Annotated in this window: 19 protein-coding genes and 1 pseudogene; 3 read left to right on the top strand and 17 right to left on the bottom strand. The window is 43.0% G+C overall.

Features of this window, described 5'->3' with window-relative positions:
* Window positions 1-175 precede the first annotated feature (175 nt).
* Complete coding sequence (locus K4I03_RS09380; RefSeq protein ID WP_227964994.1) at window positions 176-2,599, bottom strand: YhgE/Pip domain-containing protein; 2,424 nt, start codon at window positions 2,597-2,599, stop codon at window positions 176-178.
* 307 nt (window positions 2,600-2,906) lie between these two features.
* Here K4I03_RS09380 and K4I03_RS12650 point away from each other — a divergent pair.
* Window positions 2,907-3,232: pseudogene (locus K4I03_RS12650) on the top strand (DUF4947 domain-containing protein).
* A gap of 232 nt (window positions 3,233-3,464) precedes the next feature.
* On the top strand, window positions 3,465-3,995 hold the full coding sequence (locus tag K4I03_RS09370; RefSeq protein ID WP_002894223.1) for a TetR/AcrR family transcriptional regulator: 531 nt from the start codon (window positions 3,465-3,467) through the stop codon (window positions 3,993-3,995).
* Window positions 3,996-4,098: 103 nt separating this feature from the next.
* Here the strand turns inward: K4I03_RS09370 and K4I03_RS09365 are convergent, their stop codons facing one another.
* The 16 genes from K4I03_RS09365 to mnmA all read right to left on the bottom strand — a co-directional run bounded on the left by K4I03_RS09365 (window position 4,099) and on the right by mnmA (window position 20,737).
* The gene (locus tag K4I03_RS09365) at window positions 4,099-5,154 is read right to left on the bottom strand and encodes a 3-oxoacyl-[acyl-carrier-protein] synthase III C-terminal domain-containing protein (RefSeq protein ID WP_227965093.1); all 1,056 of its coding nucleotides are present in this window, start codon (window positions 5,152-5,154) and stop codon (window positions 4,099-4,101) included.
* Entirely contained in the window at window positions 5,144-6,403 is a 1,260-nt protein-coding gene (locus tag K4I03_RS09360; RefSeq protein WP_227964993.1) for a F390 synthetase-related protein, read from the bottom strand. Before K4I03_RS09360 ends, K4I03_RS09365 begins: the two co-directional genes overlap by 11 nt.
* On the bottom strand, window positions 6,372-7,199 hold the full coding sequence (locus K4I03_RS09355; RefSeq protein ID WP_227964992.1) for an MBL fold metallo-hydrolase: 828 nt from the start codon (window positions 7,197-7,199) through the stop codon (window positions 6,372-6,374). Before K4I03_RS09355 ends, K4I03_RS09360 begins: the two co-directional genes overlap by 32 nt.
* Window positions 7,174-8,205 carry an NAD-dependent epimerase/dehydratase family protein gene (locus tag K4I03_RS09350; protein WP_227964991.1) on the bottom strand — a complete coding sequence of 344 codons (1,032 nt, stop codon included), beginning with the start codon at window positions 8,203-8,205 and terminating at the stop codon, window positions 7,174-7,176. Before K4I03_RS09350 ends, K4I03_RS09355 begins: the two co-directional genes overlap by 26 nt.
* 198 nt (window positions 8,206-8,403) lie before the next feature.
* Window positions 8,404-9,015, bottom strand: coding sequence for a 30S ribosomal protein S4 (gene rpsD / locus K4I03_RS09345; RefSeq protein WP_002899562.1), 612 nt, complete (start codon window positions 9,013-9,015; stop codon window positions 8,404-8,406).
* A 262-nt stretch (window positions 9,016-9,277) separates the two neighbouring features.
* Entirely contained in the window at window positions 9,278-10,000 is a 723-nt protein-coding gene (locus K4I03_RS09340) for an ABC transporter ATP-binding protein (protein ID WP_227964990.1), read from the bottom strand.
* Window positions 10,000-10,998: an ABC transporter substrate-binding protein gene (locus tag K4I03_RS09335; RefSeq protein ID WP_227964989.1), complete on the bottom strand. Its 999-nt coding sequence runs from the start codon at window positions 10,996-10,998 to the stop codon at window positions 10,000-10,002. The genes K4I03_RS09340 and K4I03_RS09335 overlap by 1 nt, the downstream gene beginning before the upstream one ends.
* A gap of 44 nt (window positions 10,999-11,042) precedes the next feature.
* Window positions 11,043-11,795 (bottom strand): ABC transporter permease, encoded by a 753-nt coding sequence (locus K4I03_RS09330; RefSeq protein ID WP_023917136.1) that lies wholly within the window; start codon window positions 11,793-11,795, stop codon window positions 11,043-11,045.
* A gap of 302 nt (window positions 11,796-12,097) precedes the next feature.
* Complete coding sequence (locus K4I03_RS09325) at window positions 12,098-12,724, bottom strand: HAD family hydrolase (RefSeq protein WP_227964987.1); 627 nt, start codon at window positions 12,722-12,724, stop codon at window positions 12,098-12,100.
* A gap of 96 nt (window positions 12,725-12,820) precedes the next feature.
* On the bottom strand, window positions 12,821-13,096 hold the full coding sequence (locus tag K4I03_RS09320; protein ID WP_002894239.1) for a Veg family protein: 276 nt from the start codon (window positions 13,094-13,096) through the stop codon (window positions 12,821-12,823).
* Window positions 13,097-13,098: 2 nt separating this feature from the next.
* On the bottom strand, window positions 13,099-14,454 hold the full coding sequence (gene dnaB, locus K4I03_RS09315; RefSeq protein WP_002894241.1) for a replicative DNA helicase: 1,356 nt from the start codon (window positions 14,452-14,454) through the stop codon (window positions 13,099-13,101).
* A gap of 26 nt (window positions 14,455-14,480) precedes the next feature.
* Window positions 14,481-14,933, bottom strand: a complete 453-nt coding sequence (gene rplI / locus K4I03_RS09310; RefSeq protein ID WP_125410679.1) for a 50S ribosomal protein L9 — start codon at window positions 14,931-14,933, stop codon at window positions 14,481-14,483.
* Window positions 14,930-16,921: a GGDEF domain-containing protein gene (locus K4I03_RS09305; RefSeq protein ID WP_456301964.1), complete on the bottom strand. Its 1,992-nt coding sequence runs from the start codon at window positions 16,919-16,921 to the stop codon at window positions 14,930-14,932. Before K4I03_RS09305 ends, rplI begins: the two co-directional genes overlap by 4 nt.
* Before the next feature lie 187 nt (window positions 16,922-17,108).
* Window positions 17,109-19,016, bottom strand: coding sequence for a tRNA uridine-5-carboxymethylaminomethyl(34) synthesis enzyme MnmG (mnmG, locus tag K4I03_RS09300; protein WP_032905420.1), 1,908 nt, complete (start codon window positions 19,014-19,016; stop codon window positions 17,109-17,111).
* A 146-nt stretch (window positions 19,017-19,162) separates the two neighbouring features.
* The gene (locus K4I03_RS09295) at window positions 19,163-19,594 is read right to left on the bottom strand and encodes an SseB family protein (RefSeq protein ID WP_032913426.1); all 432 of its coding nucleotides are present in this window, start codon (window positions 19,592-19,594) and stop codon (window positions 19,163-19,165) included.
* Between the two features lie 21 nt (window positions 19,595-19,615).
* The gene (mnmA, locus tag K4I03_RS09290) at window positions 19,616-20,737 is read right to left on the bottom strand and encodes a tRNA 2-thiouridine(34) synthase MnmA (protein WP_227964980.1); all 1,122 of its coding nucleotides are present in this window, start codon (window positions 20,735-20,737) and stop codon (window positions 19,616-19,618) included.
* Between the two features lie 298 nt (window positions 20,738-21,035).
* On the opposite strand from mnmA, the gene sdaAB reads away from it, so the two are divergent.
* Window positions 21,036-21,707, top strand: coding sequence for an L-serine ammonia-lyase, iron-sulfur-dependent subunit beta (gene sdaAB / locus K4I03_RS09285; protein ID WP_002907606.1), 672 nt, complete (start codon window positions 21,036-21,038; stop codon window positions 21,705-21,707).

The following is a 21,707-nucleotide window of genomic DNA, read 5'->3' as shown; positions in this document are numbered from 1 at the left end:
TCTATCTTTCTTGAATGTAATGCAATTTTAAAGATGAAAACTTAAAAGAAAGATAAAGAAAACTTAAAGAAAACAAAACATCTCCCTTTTCAGGAGATGTTGATTAGATAAAAACTAAAAGAATTACAGATAGACTTTTCATCTACATTTTTACAGATTCATAAAAGTACGAACCCTAAGCTAGCTGTTTTTTATCTGTTCGATAGACCAGAGTACCGAGTGCCATGAAAAGAACTAAAACAAAAGCAAGGAAGAGTACCTGACTACCTATTTGGCCGTTCATAGAAATCGTTTGGCGTAAGCCCGATACAGAATAGCTCATTGGCAGCCAAGGGTTGATAACTTGGAAAATCTTACTAGTCAGTTCCAGCGGATAGGTTCCTGCACTAGAAGCCAGCTGTAAGAGCAAGAGAATCAGGGAAGCAAAGGCGCCGAGCTTGCTATCCCAAGTAACCAAAGCCGTCACAAGAGCCATAAAGGTCATGCTGGCTAGGACAATCAAACCAAGGGTTGCCCACTCATGGTTAGCAGATAGGCCTATCAAGTGCACAGCACCATAGACCAAAACACCCGCCACGACAGAAATGACTCCATTTACCTCTATACGGGCCTTCAGCCAGTCTCGTTTCGTCTTAGGTTCTTGACCCGATGGAAGTGTGCTAAAGATGATATTGGTTGAAATAGCTGCCACAAATAAAGCTACTGAAATCATATATGGCGCCATCCCAATTCCGTTTTTTTCTACCCTATTCTCATCTGTCTTGCTCAACGTCAGAGGATCTGCTAGAGTTTTTGCATTGTCTTCCTTGGTAGAAACAGTTGACAATTTATCACCTGCATCCGCGAGTCCATTGGACAAATCGCTCGTTCCCACAGTAAGTTTAGAGAGATTATCTGTTAAAGCACTGCTGCCATCAGCCAGCTTCCCTGTTCCGCTCACTAATTGATTGGTCCCATCTGCTAATTTCCCGAAACTAGAGGTCAATTCTGGCGATTTATCTGTTAATTGGGCTGCCCCGTTTGCTAATTTTGTGGTATTTGCTAGTAAAGCAGGATTCTTACTTGCCAAAGCTGATGTCCCCTCAGATAGCTGACCTACTGCATTGGTATAACTTGTCACTCCTTGTTCCAATTGCGTCGCGCCAGTCGTTAGTTTTTCATTTAAGGTATCTACACCTGCGACTAGTTGATTGGCTCCTCCACTTGCTGAACCGAGGCTAGTACTCACTGTTGATAAGCCATTATAAAGGCCATTGATCATGCTAGCTGCCTGTGGCAGAACTTGATTTGATGCACCTTCTAACTGACTAAGTTTTGTTTGACTAGCGCCTTTTATCGTTTCAAGAGAAGCCCTCATCGTATCAACTTCTGATAAAATTGCCTGAGCAGATTGATCACTTCCTGCTTGACTAGCACCGACTGCTGCGTCAATCTCAGCCTTAGCCTCACTAGAAAGTCCTTGATAAGCGCTGGTCCCTTGGACACTTGCCAAAGCTGCGGCCTTGGCGTCTTGATTATTATTGATAATGGCTTGAGCGGATGCTGCTATGCTAGTCAGTGAAGCTTCAATGCTGTCTGTCGACACTGCTGAGTCACTTGCTGCAGCTTGAATACTAGCATTCAACTGTGTCAAACCATTTGCTAAATCACTCACATTTTGCTGGTTGTTAGCTAAGGTGGTATCTACCGATGACTTTAATGTAGCCAAGCCAGTATTCAGATTTGTCACACCTGTTGATAAGGCCTGAACTCCATCTCCTGACTGGGTGAGCTGTTGGACTCCTCCCAATAAGTCTGCTGATCGACCCGACAGCTGATTTGCACCTGCGGCCACAGTACTTACACCATTAGCATAAGTGTTTATCCCATTTGACAAACTACCCAGCCCAGACGATACTTGTGCAACACTCCCAGTATAAGTCTGTAGTCCTGTGTTAAATTGAGCTGCACCGGACGATAATTTGCTCGTGGCTTGATTCAGAGTTCTTAAGTTATCCACAATTGTCTGACTGCCTGAACCTAGCTGTTGGCTGCCAGATGCTAATTGCTGAGCACCATCAGATGCCTTAACCAATCCCGTTTTTAGATCTCCCATATTCTTAAATATGGCGCTTGTATAAGTATCCGTCACATTTTGCGCCACCGTCTGCTTCAAAGAAGCCATGGCTGAATCACTCATCTTACCAGCAATAAAACTGTGGCCGCTAGACGTTTGATAGTCAATCTTCATTTGCTGAGGATTATCGGTCAAAATACTGGCTGCACGTTCAGATAAATCACTTGGAAGCGTCACAACCATGTAGTAATCACCCTTTTCCAGACCAGCTTGAGCGTCTTCTTTGCTGACGAAGTGAAAATCCAGATTTTTATTTTCCTTGAGGCTGGAAACAACATCCTCGCCTATAGACAAAGTCTTACCACTAGTAGTTACAGCTTTATCCTGATTGACGACCGCCACTGGCAAGTCCGATACCTTTCCATACGGATCCCACATGGAGCTCAAGAAAATAACATTATACAAGGCAGGAATCAAAGATACTCCTAACATCACAATGATAAAAGTCGGCTTTTTTAAAATAGCTTTCCATTCTCTTAACATGTCTACCTCCTAAAATTATACACAGTGTCCAAATTTCGATAAAATTGATTATACACCAATCGAAAATTATTACAAGTTTATTCTTTAAAAATTGGACACCGTGTCTAATTTTGTTTAAAAAGATTGTAGAGAAGCGGAATAAGTTCGCCCTACTGTCTTTAATCCCTGAATAATCTGTAAACAAAAGGTATTTTCCCATAGGTAGGTACACAGAAAATCAGCATTATATTAGAATGATAAGATTTATGCGACTGGCAATGCCAAGGTTTATTACTAATCCTAGGAATCTGGCGGTTTTGAAGTTCAAATTCCTCAATTTAAAGGATATACCCAAGAAAAAGTCAAAAGTATTCTCGGCGAACCAGAAAAAATAAGCACCGACCTCGCATCTGAAAGCAAAGCACTTGAAGAAAAGAATTAGAAAATCTTAAAAGACTGATTCAGGAGCAAAAAATAAGCACTGAACAAGCGCGTGCCTTTTTAGCAGGTGCAGTTGATATTGCTCAAGCATCAAGGTTGCAAAACAAATACATTCTATACTCTTATAAAAATGAACAAATTTCTATTATCTTCTCACAGGAAGGCGAGCTACTTTATGTCACTCCTGACCCTGACTACCTCTACTTTAAATAATGTTCATAACAAAAGCCGAGACTTTACTTTAAGCCTCGGCTTTATTATTTTACCAGTCGACTAAGCCTAATCAGATAAAATTTTGACTATCTATGCTTAATTCCGGAATTTAACTCTTTTCCACTGGAAAAACATTTGATATAATAGTACACGGAGAAAAAGAAAAAGTAGTTTGCTATGATGGCTATTCGCTTGAAGAGCAGACTGAGGCTAAGCCTCAAAGGGAGATTTTATGTTAGAAAGCAATAAACGCCGAAAAACCAAGGCTATTATTGAAAGAGCCATGGTTTCACTACTGCATAAGCAGTCCTTCGACCATATCACTACTGTCCAGCTAGCTCAAGCTGCTGGCATCAGCCGTAGTAGTTTTTATACTCACTACAAGGATAAGTACGATATGATTGAACGTTATCAGCAAAACCTCTTTCATCAGTTGGGATATATTTTTGAGAATAATCAAGAAGATGTTCAAACTGCGATTACAGAGGTCTTTCAGTTCCTCCAGCTAGAGCCACTCTTGGCTGCTCTTTTGACAGAAAACGGCACGAAAGAGATTCAGAATTTTCTGCGCCATAAGCTGCAGGTGATGCTGGCGGATAGTCTGCAGGACCGTTTTAGTAGACGTGTTTACAATCATTTTGAAAAAGAATACAGCAGAGTCTTTCTTGCCAACGCCTTCTTTGGTGTCTGCCAAATGTGGATTGCAAGAGGAAAAAAAGAAAGTCCTGAACAAATAGCAGAATTTCTTTTGAAAATGCTGTAAGAAGTTGCTGGAACCCAACGGGTTCCAGCTATTTTCATATTTTGAAAAATTAAACAGGGTGTACAAAACCTCTTTTGGTTCTGTACACCCTATTTTTCTTATATTATAGTTTCATAGCCAGCATATTAACTGTCATACCAGCTGCTGTTCCCATCAGAGCGATGGTGTCCCCTTCCTTGACTAGATTACGCTCCAGAGCATAGCAGAGAGAAAAAGGCACTGCTACTGACACCATATTCCCATAGTCTCGCACAATATTAAGGTATTTATCATCAGGAATACCCAAGCTGCGCATGACCATTGGCAGGGCACGACTCGCCTGATGCGGAATGATATAATCCAAGTCAGATAGGCTGAGGCCACTCTTTTCTTTAAATTCTTTAAACATTTCTGGAATTTTTCTGGCAGAGAGCAAGAGAATCTTCTTACCATTCATGTCAAACATGTAGTGAGTCTTGGTAGCATCCGAATACTCCTTAGGCTGAAAAGATGTCAAACCACCGCGAATCTCTGTATCATGAGCTCCCTCAGACCACGTCCGCTGCAGACTGGAGATGACCCCTCTTTCTTCCTCTGTTGCTTCAAAAATCAAAGCTGCTGCTCCGTCACTGAACAACTCAAAACTTTCTTTCTGATTGGGATTAAGCCCTAAGCTTCCAACCTCACTAGATACGATGAGGATCCTATGATACTCACCAGCCTCCAACAAATGAGACATGAGACTCAAAGCCGAGATAAAGCTGGTGCAAGTCGTATTGATATCCATGGCTGGAATGGACAAGCCCTTGGCTACCAACTCATGAATCAAGGCCGCAGTGCAGGGAATAGGCTGAACGCCCACCGCACTGGCTGACACGATACAATCGATATCTTTGATTGTCAAGCCCGCTTGCTCTAAGGCTTTTTCAATCGCCTTAACCGCCATGGAAAGCTGGGTTTCTTCATTTTCCACCACCCGATATCGAGTCTGATCCTTAAAAGTCACGGTATTTCTAGGTAGATGCGTACCGTAACCAACTATCTTTATATGATTCTTTACTGCAGTCATATTAAACTCCTTCTTGTCAGACTTGAGACTGCTTGACAGTTGGGTAAACTGCCAAAGCGCTTCAGCCTCTGATTCATATGTTTTTCCACTTGGAGCATTCTTAAGCCCGATAGATACGTTTCAACTTACGGCTTCTGTCCCGCTGGTAATCTTCAAAAGAAATAGCCGGCATAAGAAAGTCTTTATCAGTCGCTAAGTTCTGAAACTGCTGGACAATCTCGTCTTCTCGCTGCTGACTACGATGTTCGATAGCAATGGTCAGCGAATGGTCCTGCTTCTGAGCTACCTGATATTCTCCAATCCCATCAACTAAGAGCAGACAACGGCGAATAAAGTCTGGAAAGACCTCCACCGACTGACCTGCAGCATTTTCAAAAATGAAAATATCATCTGAACGCCCCTCAATCCTATCAATCCGTGTAAAGACCGAACCGCAGGGGCAAGGTTCAGGATTTTCCACCAAGATATCATTCAGCTCATATTGAAAAATTGGCTGAGAAGTCCGCTTGAAATCCGTAATAATTGGGTAAAAGCGCCTATCATCCAAGTAGTGCTTATCTACATGGACAATGTCTTCGTTTAGATGAAGATTCCCGTAACTACAGCTGCAGGCTAGAAAGCCCTCAGTCGCTTGGTAGACCTGGTCCACTTTTTTCAGACCAAATCCTTCTTGAATCCTCTGCCGATCTGGATCTTCCAAAATCTCTGCCACCGACACGACTTTGCTAGGGGCAATCTGCAAATTTCCTGCCTGGACTTGTTTTGCCAGCTCCAAGAGCATTGATGCTGGCGCTACCAAAATCGTCGGCTGGTAAGCATTCAAGCGCTCTACGTGCTCTTCGGCTCCCTGAAAAGTATCAAAATACTCCAGAGAAATCAAGCCTGAATTGACAGTCTGATAGAGTTGGTTATCTGCCCGAAGAAAGAAGGCTATTTTATGTCCAAAGAGTTTGCCTTTAGGCAGCATCTTGGCCAAGATGGCTGCCGCCCACATACTGCGCTCCTTTTCAGTGGTAACAAATAAACCTCGGTGACCAGATGTTCCTGAAGACAGGCCGACAGCGATTTCTCCTATCATGGGACTGAAATCACGTGTCCGCTCACTCTCTAGGGCCAAAGCTAGCAACTCATCACGATCCAGTCCCTGAGTATTGAGCTCATTGAAATGCTCCATCATGAAGGCCTTATTCATCTTAAAATCTGCTGGAATACCTGATATAAAATAAGGTGATTCCTGCTGCAGAAATTCCCGATAGGCTGCTAAAGCCTTGATTTGATAGCATTCCAAGGCCTGTCGATCCTTAAATCGATACCCCCAGCGCATGACGCTAAAGGTTTTTAGAAATGTTCCTAGTTTCATACAAAATCTGCTCCGCTCTCTCAGCCGGATCATGACTGACTAGTACCTGATAACCGACAGCAAGCAACTGCCGAAGCAAGGCCACACCGGCCATGTATTCTTCCTTGCTATCTTGGATCAGTGACGGCAAGAAACGCATCTGCTCCGTATAAGACAACAGATCCACGCCCCAGCACAAATCAGCTCCGATAAACAGATGATAATCTGGCAAAAAGAGACAAGCTTGACCAGCGGCATGTCCATCAACTGAGGCCAGATATATACTGCCATCCCCAAACAAGTCGACTGTCTTGCGATAGAGGAATGCTTCTTGCACCTGCTGAGGTTCCACCACTTCCAACCGACTCTCAAAATCCTGCGGAAGAAATTCTTTGAAAATCAAATCCTTAAGCTTGGCATGTTGATACGTTTTGAAGACGGTCTTGGTCAGAATGAAGCGAGCCTTGGGAAAGAAAGCAGCTCCGCCGATGTGATCTGGATGTAAGTGCGACAAAATGACATAAGAAATATCTTCTGGTGCAATTCCTTTTTGCTCAAGTAGCCGGTCTACACGCTCCTCTTCTGACATATCAACAGGTGTTCCCAAACCATAAAGCCAGTATTTGAAGTTGGGCTTCAGAATAGCTGGAGAATAGCCAGTATCGTAGAGAATATAGCCTTTCTCACGATGCTTCAAGAGGAAAACACCAGCTGGAAAAATCATTTTTTTCTTAGCAACTCCCTTAAACATTTGCTGCAAGTGACTGCTGCAGCGCCCAGACTGAAGATACTCAATTTTCTCGATAATGTTGGACATATTTTGCAATCCCTTCACTGATTGTCAACTTGGGTTGATAGCCCAAATCCCTTACTGCTGCTGATATATCCAGCGTTTGACTGTAACGCATTAAGTAATAGGTGTAAAGAGTCAGAGGCGGCTCTTTTTCAATATGAAAGAAGCGATAAAAGCTTTCAAATCCCTGCGCCAGAAGACCTAGAAAAGCAGCAGGAAACTTAACATAACGTTTACGAACCTGTAAACCATCTAAAGCTTCATCCAGCATATCCTTGAAACTACGCGATTCTCCGTTGGTAATGTTGTAAACTTGTCCTTGCGCTTCTGGAATTTCCAAAGCCAGACGAACAGCCAAGGCCACATTTTCCACACAGGTCATGTCCATCATTTGCTGGCCATTTCTGATGAGTGGAATTGCCAATTTTTGGCTCAAGCGCAGAATCCTAGGAAAGATACTGGTATCTCCAATACCAAAAAGCCCTCTAGGACGCAAGATAACCGATGGAACTTGAGGATAACTTCCGACAATCCGCTCAGCCATGAGCTTGCTTTTGATATAGAAATTCAGCTCATTCTCCTGAGGAGCAGCCTCTTCTTTGATAGCGAGTTGATCACGCGCCGCAGCATAAACACTTGGGGAGGAAATATAGACCAGTCTTTGCACTCCAAAATGTCGGCAAGCTTCCATAACCAGCTTGGTTCCTACTACATTAGTCTGATAAAACTGCTCCCAGGGTCCCCAAATCGTTGAAAGAGCACCAGCATGCACCACTGCATCCACTCCTTCGCAGGCTGCAAAAATTTCTTCTTCTCTGGTAAAATCACCAGCAAAAAACTCTACTAAAGGACCCTCTAACTGCCGACCAGCCTTCAGATTACGACCAAAAGCCCGCACCTGATAGCCTTGTTCAGCCAGCTCTTCAACAACATACTTTCCTAGAAAGCCAGTCGCTCCTGTCACTAGAACCTTCATCGCTACTCCTTTCATACAATTTTCTGTTTCTGTCTTGTCCCCATTATACACCATTTCAGCAAATCTTCCGTAAAAAAGCTGGAAAAAATCTTTACAAAGTGTCTCACCTGATTGGATAGGAGCAGAAAGAAATCACTAAATTTCTGAAAAACAGCTGCCTCTTTTCGACCTATTCTTAGTTAGAATCAGGTTTATTAGTTCATTGAGAGTATAAAAAAGAAGCCGGGAAACCGACTTCTGAACAAATACAAATTAAAGCATTTTGTTGTAGAATTCAACGATAAGTGCTTCGTTAATTTCTGGGTTGATTTCGTCGCGCTCTGGAAGGCGAGTCAATGAACCTTCTAATTTTTCAGCATCAAATGATACGAATGCTGGACGTCCAAGAGTTGCTTCAACAGCTTCAAGGATTGCAGGCACTTTCAATGATTTCTCACGAACTGAGATCACTTGACCTGGAGTTACGCGGTATGATGGGATATCAACGCGTTTGCCGTCAACAAGGATGTGACCATGGTTTACGAATTGACGAGCTTGACGACGAGTAGTCGCAAGACCAAGACGGTAAACAACGTTATCCAAGCGACGCTCCAAGAGAAGCATGAAGTTGAAACCAAGGATTCCTTCTTTGATTTTTGAAGCTTGAACAAACAAGTTACGGAATTGTTTTTCACCTACACCGTAAGTGAAACGAAGTTTTTGCTTTTCAGCCAATTGCAAACCGTATTCTGACAATTTGCTGCGGTTGTTTGGTCCATGTTGACCAGGTACATAGTTACGGCGAGCCAATTCTTTACCTGTACCAGTAAGAGAAAGACCCAAACGACGAGCTTGTTTCCAAGATGGTCCTGTATAACGTGACATAAAAATGTCCTCCTGTAAAATATTTTTGAGGAAATAGTCACTTAGAAAGCCCTGATTCGTGCAGAACATTTTCGCCCAAACAGCTAAGGCTACTTTTATAGCTGATGTTCTGTTGACGAGCTCCATGCTTTCCTGCTGCTATTTCACACAAAGGCTATTGTACCATGAATAAAGTCAAAAGTAAAGGGGCTCATACAAAAAATCAAGCCAAAAGGCTTGATTGAAGTTGTTTCTTGAAAGCAAAGGAATTCAGGAAACTATTTCACACTCCCAAAATCTTCAAAATCTCCTGCTTGTATCGCAGCTTCTGCAATTCCTTATCCTCGCTGTCTGACCAAGTCAGTTGGAAATCTGCAACGATTTGCCCAGGGCGATTTTTCAGAACATAGATACGGTCGCTGAGAGCCAGAGCTTCCTCGATGCTATGAGTAATGAGAAGGGTCGTCAGACCCAGCCTATGATGAATATCCAGATACCAAGCGTGCAGCTCCATCTTGGTCAACTCATCCAGAGCACTAAAGGCCTCGTCTAGAAGAAATAGCTTGTGACCGAACATATAGGTCCGCAGCAGAGCCACGCGCTGCCGCATCCCCCCGCTCAGCTCATGTGGATACTTGTCTGCCACATCAAAGAGCCCGAACTCCTTCAAAATCTGACTTGCCTGCTCCGTCGCTTCCTTTTTGGATACTTTTCGGATTAGCAGGGGCAAGATGACATTGCCCAGCACCGTCTTGTGCTCCAGCAGCAAGTCTTTCTGCAGCATATAACTCACCCGGCCCTTGGGATTTTCCTGCCCATCTAGGACAATCCTGCCCGACTGGACCTCCAAAATCCCAGCAATTAGATTAAAGAGGGTCGTTTTCCCGACTCCACTAGGCCCCAAAATTGCTACGACCTGGCCTGCTTCTACCTGTAGGCTGATATCTTTCAAAATCTGCTGCTCATCATAAGCATAGCTTACATTTTCAAGTTTAATTTCTGTCATTATTTTATATAATCGTTGCTAAATCCCTTGTCACTCAAGTTATTGTCCACGATCCCCTTATCCTTGGCCCATTTGTAAAAGGCATTCCAGCGGCTAGCCTCAAACTGACCCCACTTGTCCTTATCTGATGCATATTGCTCGGACAAATATTTTTGAGAAGCCAAAACAAAGTCTCGTTTGTTTTTCAGCTCTGGCGCATGCTTGATTAAAATATCTGCTGCTTCTTCAGGGTGCTCCATGGCATATTGATATCCCTTCTTGATAGCCTGCAGGACCTTTTTTGCCTCATCTGGATTCTCCTTCAGATAGTCATTATTGGCAATAATCACTGGAGAATAATAGTCAAACTCCTTTACATAGTCCTTCATATAAAAGAAATTCGTGTCCATGCCCTGAGACTGTGCCATGATACCATCCCAACCATGATAAATCCACGCTGCATCAAACAAGCCATTTTCAATCGGAGTAATGGAGTTGGAATCGTTGTTAGGAACTTTTTCTACCTCATCAAACTGACCGCCTTGGCTTTCAACCAAGGTTTTGAGCATGCCCAGCTCCACCGGATCATTCCAGGTGCCATATTTCTTGCCAGCCAGATCCTTAGGACTTGTAATACCTGCAGATTTTTTGGAAATAATGCCCGAGGTATTATGCTCTACAATGGCCGCCACTGCTGTAATTTCTGCGCCCTTATCCAATTTTTTAGCCATAGAGTCCTGGAAGTAAATACCAAAAGGTGCCTTGCCGTTGATAATCAAATCCGAACTGCTATCTTCAGGCGGCAACTTGATATCCACATCCACGCCTGCTTCCTTGAAGTAGCCCTTTTCCTGAGCCACATAAAGGCCGGTATGGTTAGTGTTAGGTGACCAGTCTAGGATAAAATCAATCTTTTTATCCTTGCTTTCAGACGTAGATTTCGACTGACCGCAGGCCGCTAGGCCAATGATTGACACGGCAGCCAAACCTGCCAACAAGACTTTATAACTTTTTTTCATCATTATCCTCTTTTCTTTATTTGGAAAATAGCAGAGCTGAGCTCCTATTTCCACTTGATGACATATTTTTCACTGACAGCCACCAGCTTCATCCCCAGAAGGCTGATGACCGAAACCAATATGATAATGGCAAACATGGTATCGTACTGGAAAAGTTTCTTGGACTGAATCATATAGACACCCAAGCCTTCGAAACCGCCCAGCCATTCAGAAACCACAGTCGTGATAAAGGCATAGGAAACACTGACGCGCAAGCCCGCATAGAAATAGGGCAGACTAGCTGGAATCTTAAAATGCCAGAGAATCTGCCAGCGATTGGCCTGCATAAGCTCAAAGAGAGTCAGAGTATCCCGGTCACAATGCCGAAAACCATCCAGAATACTGACGATAATCGGAAAGGTTGTCGTCAGAATAATCAGCACAATCTTGGGCAAAATCCCATAACCCAGCCAGAGAACCAGAATTGGCGCTAAAGCAATGGTCGGGATCGTCTGCACCACGACCATCATGGGATAAATCAGATCATTGAGCCAGCTCATGCTGTCCATGAGTATAGCAAGTATACAGGCCAAGATGACACCCAAGACTAAACCCAGTAAGGCTACTCTTAAGGTCGCCCAGCTATGACTTGCTAGAAAGCCAGCATCTCTGATAAAGGCCTGACCGATTTCCAGAGGTGTCGGCAGGATAAACTTGGGCAAGAGCTTGAGCCAACCCATAACCTGCCAGATGACAAGGACACCCAGCATACCTAAGAGACCGATCTGCTGCCGCATCAGCCTTTGTAGTATTTTCATTAGAACGATTTTTCTCCTTTCCTACATTTTTAGCGCTGCAATTCTTCAAGATATCACCATCGATAAAGATGATAAAAGAAAAAGCCTTTTCCATATATGGAAAAGGCGCACAATACCACTATTTTCGGTATGATTCCTACGCTGGCATTACCCAGATCAGGTGCGGTCGAAGCTTACACTTCCTCTCAGACTGTACACAGACTCCCATATATAGGACTATGATAGCGCAATCATCAGCAAATGTCAAGGTAGGAGCTTGGACTCACTATGTTTCAACTATAAATGAAGCAAACTATCATCCATCAGTCAAACTTCCCTTTCGCAGCCAGCAAAGTCTCCAAGGCCCTGATATTCTCTGTCTCGCTTGTGGATAAGATGATTTCAAAGCCCAATTCAGCTGCCGTATCTAAGTTAGCCTGAATATCATCAATGAAGACGGATTCTACTGGATTCAGATTATATTTTTTCAACAGCTTTTGGTAAATCTCTGCTTCTGGCTTGACGACACCGACCTCTGAGGAAAGGATATAGCCCGACAGCAGTGGGTAAATGGGCAACAAACCAGCTTTTTCAATATGATAAAAAATCTCACAAGTGGTTGACAAGATATAGATTCGATAGCCGCCCTGATTAGCCCATAGCCGAATTCTTTCCTGTAAACCACTGTAAACATGCACAACCTCATACCAATGATAAAAGATATTCTTAACGACAGAATGATAGGAAGCATCTAGCTGAGTCTGGACTCCCTCACAGGCTTCTTTCAAACTCAGCTCCCCCTTGTCTGTCTGATGCCAGACACCTGACTCAAAAATGGCCTGCCTAAGAACCTGCCGCCGCTCTTTCTCAGGTTCAAAATATGTCAAGATTTTCTCAGAATTCCATTCAATCAGAACATTGCCCAAATCAAAAACTAAATTTTTAATCATGATGACCACCTGTTTTCTTTGCTTATCATCCTCTATATAAGTCGATTTGACTGAGGAATTGCTTCAAATATAAGTAAAAAGGCCCACTGGACCTTTCTATTCATCAAAATAACGGATGAGGTTCTTTTCTGTCAGAATATCAGAATAAGTGTAAGACTCCACATAGGTATTGGAGATTTCCCCTGGCTGACCGCCTTCATTGGAATATTCCACGATAAACAAAGACGGATAGACTTCAATCAGACGGCCTTGCTTGCTTTTTTGGCGCTTACGACCGTTTTCCAGCGTCATCTCAACGATTTGTCCTTCATGCGCCTTGATATCTTCTTTGATTTTTTTCATTTTTGCCACATCTGTAAATGCATCACTCATCTTTATTCGTCCTCTCTTTTGGAAATACTTGAGAATTTATTATACTCTTTCTGGAAAATTAACTCTACTGTACCACGCGCTCCACTCCGGTTTTTCTCGATAATGACTTCAACCTTGTTGTTGGGAATGCCTTCTTCCTCCTCACCAGCTCGATCATAATAATCATCCCGGTAAAGGAAGGCAACGATATCCGCATCCTGCTCAATGGAACCTGATTCCCGAATATCAGACAGCACTGGTCTCTTATCCTGCCGCTGCTCCACGCCACGCGAGAGCTGACTCAGCGCAATGACCGGCACCTTGAGCTCCTTTGCCAAGATTTTCAACTGCCGGGAAATTTCCGAAACTTCTTGCTGGCGGTTTTCGCGCCCAGTTCCTGTAATCAGCTGCAGATAGTCAATCAAAACCAGCCCTAGATTACCCGTTTCCTGAGCCAGTTTTCGAGCCCGCGAACGAATCTCTGTAATCCGAATCCCTGGTGTATCATCGATATAAATACTGGCATTAGCCAGATTAGCTGTCGCAATGGTATATTTTTGCCACTCTTCATCTGTCAGTTGCCCTGTACGAATGGAATGAGAATTAATCACCCCTTCTGAAGCCAACATCCGGTCCACCAAGCTCTCCGCCCCCATTTCCAGAGAGAAAATAGCTACAGTCTTATCCAGCTTGGTTCCGATATTTTGAGCGATATTAAGGGCAAATGCCGTCTTTCCGACCGCTGGCCGAGCCGCCAGAATGATTAATTCTTCCTCATGCAGACCAGTCGTCATCTTGTCCAGCTCACGATAGCCAGTCGCAATCCCAGTGATATCTGACGTCTGCAGAGATCGAGCCTCCAGATTGCCAAAGTTAAGGTTCAGCACATCACGGATATTTTTAAAACCGCTGCGGTTAGCTGTTTCACTGACATCAATCAGTGCTTTTTCAGCTCCGGCGATAATTTCCTCTGACAGCCGGTCACCATCGTAAGCTTGATTGATAGACTCTGTCAGACGCGAAATCAGCCGCCGCAGAATGGCCTTTTCTGCAACGATTTTAGCATAGTATTCAGCATTGGCAGATGTTGGCACAGAATTGACCACTTCTACCAAATAGCTAAGACCGCCGATATTCTGCAAGTCACCCTGACTATCCAAAATATTGCGAACCGTCGTTGCATCAATGGCATCCCCGCGGTCAGCCAAGTCAATCATAGCCTTGAAAATCAAGCGATTGGCATACTTAAAGAAGTCAGCAGGCTCGATATACTCACGAACAAAGACCAGTTTGCTCTCATCAATGAAAATGGCTCCTAAGACGGACTGCTCCGCTAAAATATCCTGAGGCTGAGCTCGGAGTTCATCAATCTCTGCCATCGGTAAATCCTTCCTTCAAATCACTATTATCCTTCTTTAACCCGCAAACGAATCACTCCTGTTATATCCTGATAAATTTTCACTGGAACATCTATCAGACCAATGGAACGAATCGGTGAGTCCACCTTAATATGGCGTTTGTCAATTTTGATGCCAAACTGCTTCTGCAGCTCTTCTGCTATTTTCTTGCTGGTAATAGAGCCAAAGGTACGGCCGTCCGGACCAACTTTTTCAGTAAATTCAACAAGAGTAGCTTCTTCTGCTAACTTAGCTTTAATATCTTGAGCTTCTGCCACTAGTTCCGCGTGGGCTTTTTCTTCGGACTTTTGCTTGCCGCGCAGTTCACCGATAGCCTGCGCTGTTGCTTCCTTGGCTAAATTTTTCTTAATCAGAAAATTTTGAGCATAGCCAGTCGGCATTTCCTTGATTTCGCCTTTTTTGCCCTTGCCTTTTACATCTGCTAAAAAAATTACTTTCATCCTTTTTTCTCCTCGTCTATTATTACTTCCTCTTTAATGACTTGGTCCATAATTTCTTGATTCAGTGACTGAAGGACCTCAGAAACTGTTTTACCTTCAATTTGAGCTGCAGCCAGATTGAAATGGCCGCCACCGCCCAGCTTTTCCATAATTCGCTGAACATTGATCTTGCTACGACTGCGAGCCGAAATAGACACATAACCTTTGGTATTCTTGCTCACGACAAAAGTTGCTTCAATTCCTGACATGGAGAGCATGGTATCAGCTGCCTTACTGATGACAACCGTATCATAAGTGTTCTCCTCTGGACCAGCTGCTACAATGACATTAGGCAGTATCTTCTTGCCATTTAAAATCAGCTCATTAATCGCACGATATTCCTCAAAATTCGTAGCTGAAATGTCCTGGATCACAACACTGTCACTGCCTCGAGTTCGTAGATAGCTGGCCACATCAAAGGTCCGACTGGTGACTCGAGATGAAAATCCTTTGGTGTCAAGCATAATCCCCGCCATGAGAATGCTGGCTTGCATCTTGCTGAGACGATTCTTTTTAGAATTCTGGAACTGAATCAGCTCCGTTACCAATTCACTGGCACTGCTAGCCCCACTTTCGATATAGGCAATCACAGCATTTTCGGGAAAATCTTCATCACGACGATGGTGGTCGACTACGATAATCTGACTGAATTGATCAAAGAAATCCTTAGACAGCGTCAGAGAAATCTTGGAGTGATCAACCATAATCAAGAGCGACCGATTGGTCACCATATTTACTGCTTCAGAAAGCGGCACCAGATAATCAGCCCCTTCCTGCTGGAGCTTTGTAATGGAGCGCTCAATGTCAGAAGCCATCTGGGACGGATCATAGACCACATAAGCTTTCTCAATGATATTACTAGCAAAGAGCTGCATACCAAGAGAAGAACCCAAGGCATCCATATCCAGATTTTTATGTCCGACTATAAAGACCTGATCCACACTCTTAATCTTATCAGAGATCGCAGTCATCATAGCCCGAGTACGGGTGCGCGTCCGCTTAACAGCTGACGCCGTTCCTCCACCAAAGAAGATTGGGTTCATATTGTCATTATTTTCTTTGACAACGGCCTGGTCCCCGCCCCGAACTTCAGCTAAGTTGAGGTTGAGAAGAGCGACCCGGCCGATTTCATCATGATTGCCATCACCATAAGAAAAGCCCATACTGAGTGTCAATGACAGCTCTCGATTTTTAGCTTCCGTCCGGAATTGATCAATGATAGAAAATTTATTTTCCATCAGCTGTTCCAAGACTGTGTAATCCGTAAAAAGATAGAAACGATCCATGCCAACCCGACGGTAAAACATATGAAACTGCTCAGAAAATTCTGCTACGAAGTTGGCCACAAAGCTATTGATATGACTGATATCCGTGTCTGAAACAACATCTTCCAAATCATCATAATTATCCACCGAGATAATCCCGATTACCGGGCGCGTTGTTACCAGACCAACAGTGGCTTCGTATTCATTGGATGCATCAAAAAAATAAAACACACTGGATGCACGATCCAAGTAAACCGAATATTTTTTGTCTCCAACCGTAGCATAATGACCAGAGTCTGAATAAGCAACCTTCATGATATTCTTGAGCATATCTGCATCAAAATCACCATCTTCAGTTGTAAAAATCAGTTCCGCATAGGGATTAAACCACTCTACATCACCATTATCTTCACTGATTTTAATGACACCAACTGGCATCTTATCCAGCAAGGAAGCGAGGCTTCCTTCTGCTTGATGATTGACATAATGAATCTGCTCAATCTCATCTAGCTCGGATACTCTCTGTTGCTGGATAAAAAGCACAATCAAAAGAGCCAGCACAAGCATGAGAGCAGCTAGCATGGCCAAACTATCACCAAAAAGCCTCAGACAGATGGCTAAGATTATAAAGGAAATTAGACCCGCCATCGCCAAGTGAATTGGGGCAAAACGAAATTTTTTCATCATAGACCTCTTATTCCGCCATTTTACCATAAATCCTAGAAAAAAGCGAATTTCTCCCAATAATCAAAGCATTTAACAATGGTAAAGGAAGTGAAAAATAGTCTTTCAAAGTTTACAATCTTGTCAACCCCTTGTAAATTTACACAAAAAGGCTGCTTCCCAAAGGAAACTCAGCCTTTTACAAGAGTTACTTCGCTTGATTTTTAGAAATACTTCTAGATTTGCCTTCTAGGTAAACCATCAAAATAGAAATATCTGCTGGATTGACACCAGAAATACGACTAGCCTGACCAATTGTTTCTGGATTGATTTTCTTAAACTTCTGTCGCGCTTCAGTCGCAATCGAGTCAATATCATCCCAGTCAATATTAGCTGGAATCCGCTTCTCTTCCATGCGCTTCATCTTTTCAACCTGATCAAGAGCTTTAGAAATATAGCCTTCGTACTTAATCTCTGTCTCAATTAGCTCGATAATCTTTTCATCAAGCTCCTCTGCCGCCGGACCAATAAACTGAACCACATCTTGGTAAGACACTTCCGGACGCCGCATAAATTCTTTGGCAGTTACTGCATCCGTCAGAGGCTTAAAGCCAAGCGCTTCTACCTTAGCGTTTGTTTCCTTGACAGGCTTTAGTTTGATAGATTCCAAGCGCTTCATCTCATTATCAAATTGATTCTTTTTAATCTCAAAACGAGCCCAGCGCTCATCATCTACCAGACCAATTTCTCGTCCCATCTCTGTCAAACGCATATCTGCATTGTCATGGCGGAGAATCAAACGGTACTCAGCTCGGCTGGTCAAGAGTCGGTAAGGTTCTACCGTCCCCTTAGTCACCAAATCATCAATCATAACTCCAATGTAACCATCACTTCGCTTCAAAATCAACTCTGGCTTACCTTGGATCTTCAAGGCCGCATTAATCCCAGCAATAATCCCTTGACCTGCAGCTTCTTCATAACCAGATGTTCCATTGGTCTGCCCTGCTGTAAAGAGTCCTGAAATTTTCTTGGTTTCTAAGGTTGCCCGCAACTGGTGGGGCATGATCATATCGTACTCAATGGCATAGCCTGTCCGCATCATCTCAGCATTTTCTAAACCTTTAATAGAGTGAACCAAGTCCTTTTGTACATCTTCTGGCAGACTGGTTGACAGCCCCTGCACATAAACTTCTTCTGTATCACGACCCTCAGGTTCTAAGAAAAGCTGGTGGCGTTCCTTATCCGCAAAACGGACAATCTTATCCTCGATTGACGGGCAATAGCGAGGACCCACACCCTTAACGATACCTGAAAACATAGGAGCCCGGTGCAGGTTATTTTGGATAATTTCGTGACTTTCTGCATTGGTATAAGTCAACCAGCAAGGCACTTGATCTTTCACATAGTCCTCATCACGAGAAGTGTAAGAGAAATGATTGGCCTTTTCATCACCTGGCTGAATTTCAGTCACATCATAATTGATAGATGACGCCTTAACACGTGGAGGAGTTCCAGTTTTAAAACGACCAATTTCAAAACCTAGATCACGCAGATTATCAGCTAAAGGAATGGCTGCCAAACTGTGGTTAGGACCAGACGAATACTTAAGATCACCAATGATAATTTCTCCTCGCAAGGCTGTTCCAGTCGTAACAATGACAGCTTTAGCTGCATACTCCTGATGAGTTGCCGTTTTAACCCCAATTACCTTACCATCTTCTACCAAGATTTCATTAATCATGGTTTGCCGCAAGGTCAGATTTTCTTGATTTTCGACAGTCTTCCGCATTTCTTTGGAGTAAAGCTCTTTATCTGCCTGCGCTCGAAGAGCCCGAACAGCGGGTCCTTTACCAGTATTGAGCATTTTCATCTGAATATAGCTCTTGTCAATATTCTTGGCCATCTCTCCGCCCAAAGCATCTACTTCACGAACGACAATGCCTTTAGCAGACCCTCCGATAGAAGGATTGCAGGGCATAAAAGCCAGCATCTCAATATTGATGGTTGCCAAAAGAACCTTACAACCCATTCGACTAGCAGCAAGCGATGCCTCAACCCCAGCATGCCCTGCTCCAATCACGATAATATCATAACTTTCAGTAAAATTGTGTGACATTTCTTTTTCCTTCATTTTTTCACCAAAAAAGGCCAAGTCTCTAGAAGTGCAGGACAAAAAAGCCTGCAACATCCATGAGCTTTGACCATCATAGGTATTGCTTATCTTATTTTAGCAAATTGAGCGAAATTGTCAATCTAAAGCAACTAAGATTGGCGAATCGCTTCAAAAGCTTCTTTATCAATCTCGACAGATTCAGAGAATGCATCTAAAACAATCCCTCTTAATGGAAATCTCCCTCTGCCTTCAACTGCAAACAAACAATCTGTGACAGGCAGTTGCAACCAAGAAAAGCGATCATAGTATTCTTTTGGAATCTCTTGCTCGTTTGAGAAACAGGGATAGAAATAATCATCTCCCTTCTGCAGAATATCGGGTTTTAGGCGAACACCTTCTTGACCTTCACTCTCATCTATCAGATAAGCATTGAAGGGAACCCAAACTTTAGATTGCTTTAATACTTTAAATAATGCCTCTATAGATTCTGTCGTTTTCTCATCCAAATACTGTTTCTTATAGTCAGAAAGAGTTTCACGTTCTTCCTTCTTATCAATTTTTTTCTTAAAAAAATGAAATATTCTCATTCCTCTTGTGGTTAATTAAATATACTGCAAGACTTGACCATTCTTATAAGCTCTGTCAATCAAGCCACCACCTAAGCACTCATCGCCATCATAAAAGACGACTGCTTGACCTGGTGTAACTGCCCTTTGTGGCTGATCAAAGTTGACAACAGCCTTGTCACCCTTTACAGTAACTGTCACCTTAGAGTCTGGCTGACGGTAGCGGAACTTAGCTGTACATTCCATAGTAAATTCTTCTGGCATTTCTTTTGTGAAATGAACCTGACTAGCGTCAAGGCTGGTTGACATTAAGTTGTCATGATAAAAGCCCTGACCAACATAAAGAATATTTTGGCTGAGGTCTTTCCCAACCACAAACCAAGGTTCATTATCTCCCCCGTGCTGACCACCAATTCCAAGACCACCTCGCTGGCCAATGGTATAATACATCAAGCCAGCATGCTGGCCCATATCTCGACCTTCCAAGGTCATCATGCGGCCCGGCTGGGCTGGTAAATATTGACTCAGAAACTCTTTAAAATTCTTCTCGCCAATGAAGCAAATACCAGTCGAGTCTTTTTTCTTAGCTGTAGCCAAACCAGCTCTTTCAGCAATTGCTCGAACTTCTGGCTTTTCTAAATGCCCCAGAGGGAACATGGTCTTTTGAAGTTGTTCCTGTGATAGTTGACTTAAAAAGTAAGTCTGATCCTTATTGTTGTCCTTGCCACGCAGCATGTGGACTAAACCATCTTGGTCTCTCTTCACCTGAGCATAGTGACCCGTTGCAACGTAATCTGCACCCAGTGTCAAGGCATAGTCAAGGAAGGCTTTAAATTTGATTTCCTTGTTACACATGACATCTGGATTTGGAGTCCTACCAGCTCGGTATTCCGCCAAGAAGTATTCAAAAACGCGATCCCAGTACTCTTTCTCAAAGTTGACAGAGTAGTAAGGAATGCCAATCTGATCTGCAACAGCAGCTACATCCTTGTAGTCTTCTGTGGCTGTGCAGATACCAAATTCATCTGTTTCGTCCCAGTTTTTCATGAAGATGCCAATTACATCGTAACCTTGCTCTTTCAAGAGCAAGGCAGTTACTGATGAATCAACACCTCCGCTCATACCAACAACGACACGAATCTTAGAGTTATCACTCATTGTGTTCTCCCATCTTTTCGTTATTTCACGATTGAAGGTCGTGCTGTGCTTTCAACGATTGAAGGTCGCTTGAGCAAGGCCTATTATAGCACGAAAGGACTAGGAAAACAAATCAGAAATTCAACTAAATTTATTATCTGTAAAGAATATTTACAACGTTGTAAAGTTATTGATTTTCTCGTTTACTTTCCTATCTAACGAAATTTTATAATATCCACTTTTAATTCATTTAAAAAATCAGCAGAAAGCCCTTAACTTTGTTATAATGAAAATAATAAATTAGCTGCAAGGAGAAATCATGACTTCACTAAGATTTCAATCTGTTTTTGATATTATCGGACCCGTTATGATAGGCCCATCAAGCAGTCATACAGCAGGTGCAGTCCGTATCGGAAAAATTGTCTCCTCTATTTTTAACGATGAGCCTACAGAAGTAGAATTCCAGCTCTTTAACTCTTTTGCCAAAACTTACCGAGGTCACGGAACTGACTTGGCTCTTGTAGCAGGGATTTTAGGTATGGATACAGATGATCCAGAGATTCCTAACAGTCTTGAAATCGCCCATAAACGCGGTATCAAGATTGTCTGGACCATTCAAAAGGATAGCAATGCTCCCCACCCCAATACGACAAAGATTACTGTCAAAAATGACCATAAAACAATCAGTGTGACTGGAGTCTCTATCGGTGGAGGCAACATTCAAGTAACGGAGTTGAATGGCTTTTCAGTATCTCTGAGCATGAATACTCCGACCATCATTATTGTCCACCAGGATGTCCCAGGTATGATTGCCCATGTCACCGAAGCTCTGTCACGCTACAATATCAATATAGCACAGATGAATGTCACCCGTGAGAAGGCTGGGGAAAAAGCGATTATGATTATTGAAGTTGACAGCCGCAGCTGTGAGGAAGCCATCAACGAAATTCGCAATATTCCTCATCTGCACAATGTGAATTTCTTTAAATAG

The organism is Streptococcus sanguinis (genome assembly GCF_020729725.1).
Lineage (GTDB): Bacteria > Bacillota > Bacilli > Lactobacillales > Streptococcaceae > Streptococcus > Streptococcus sanguinis_V.
This window is presented reverse-complemented; position numbering and strand designations above follow the sequence as displayed.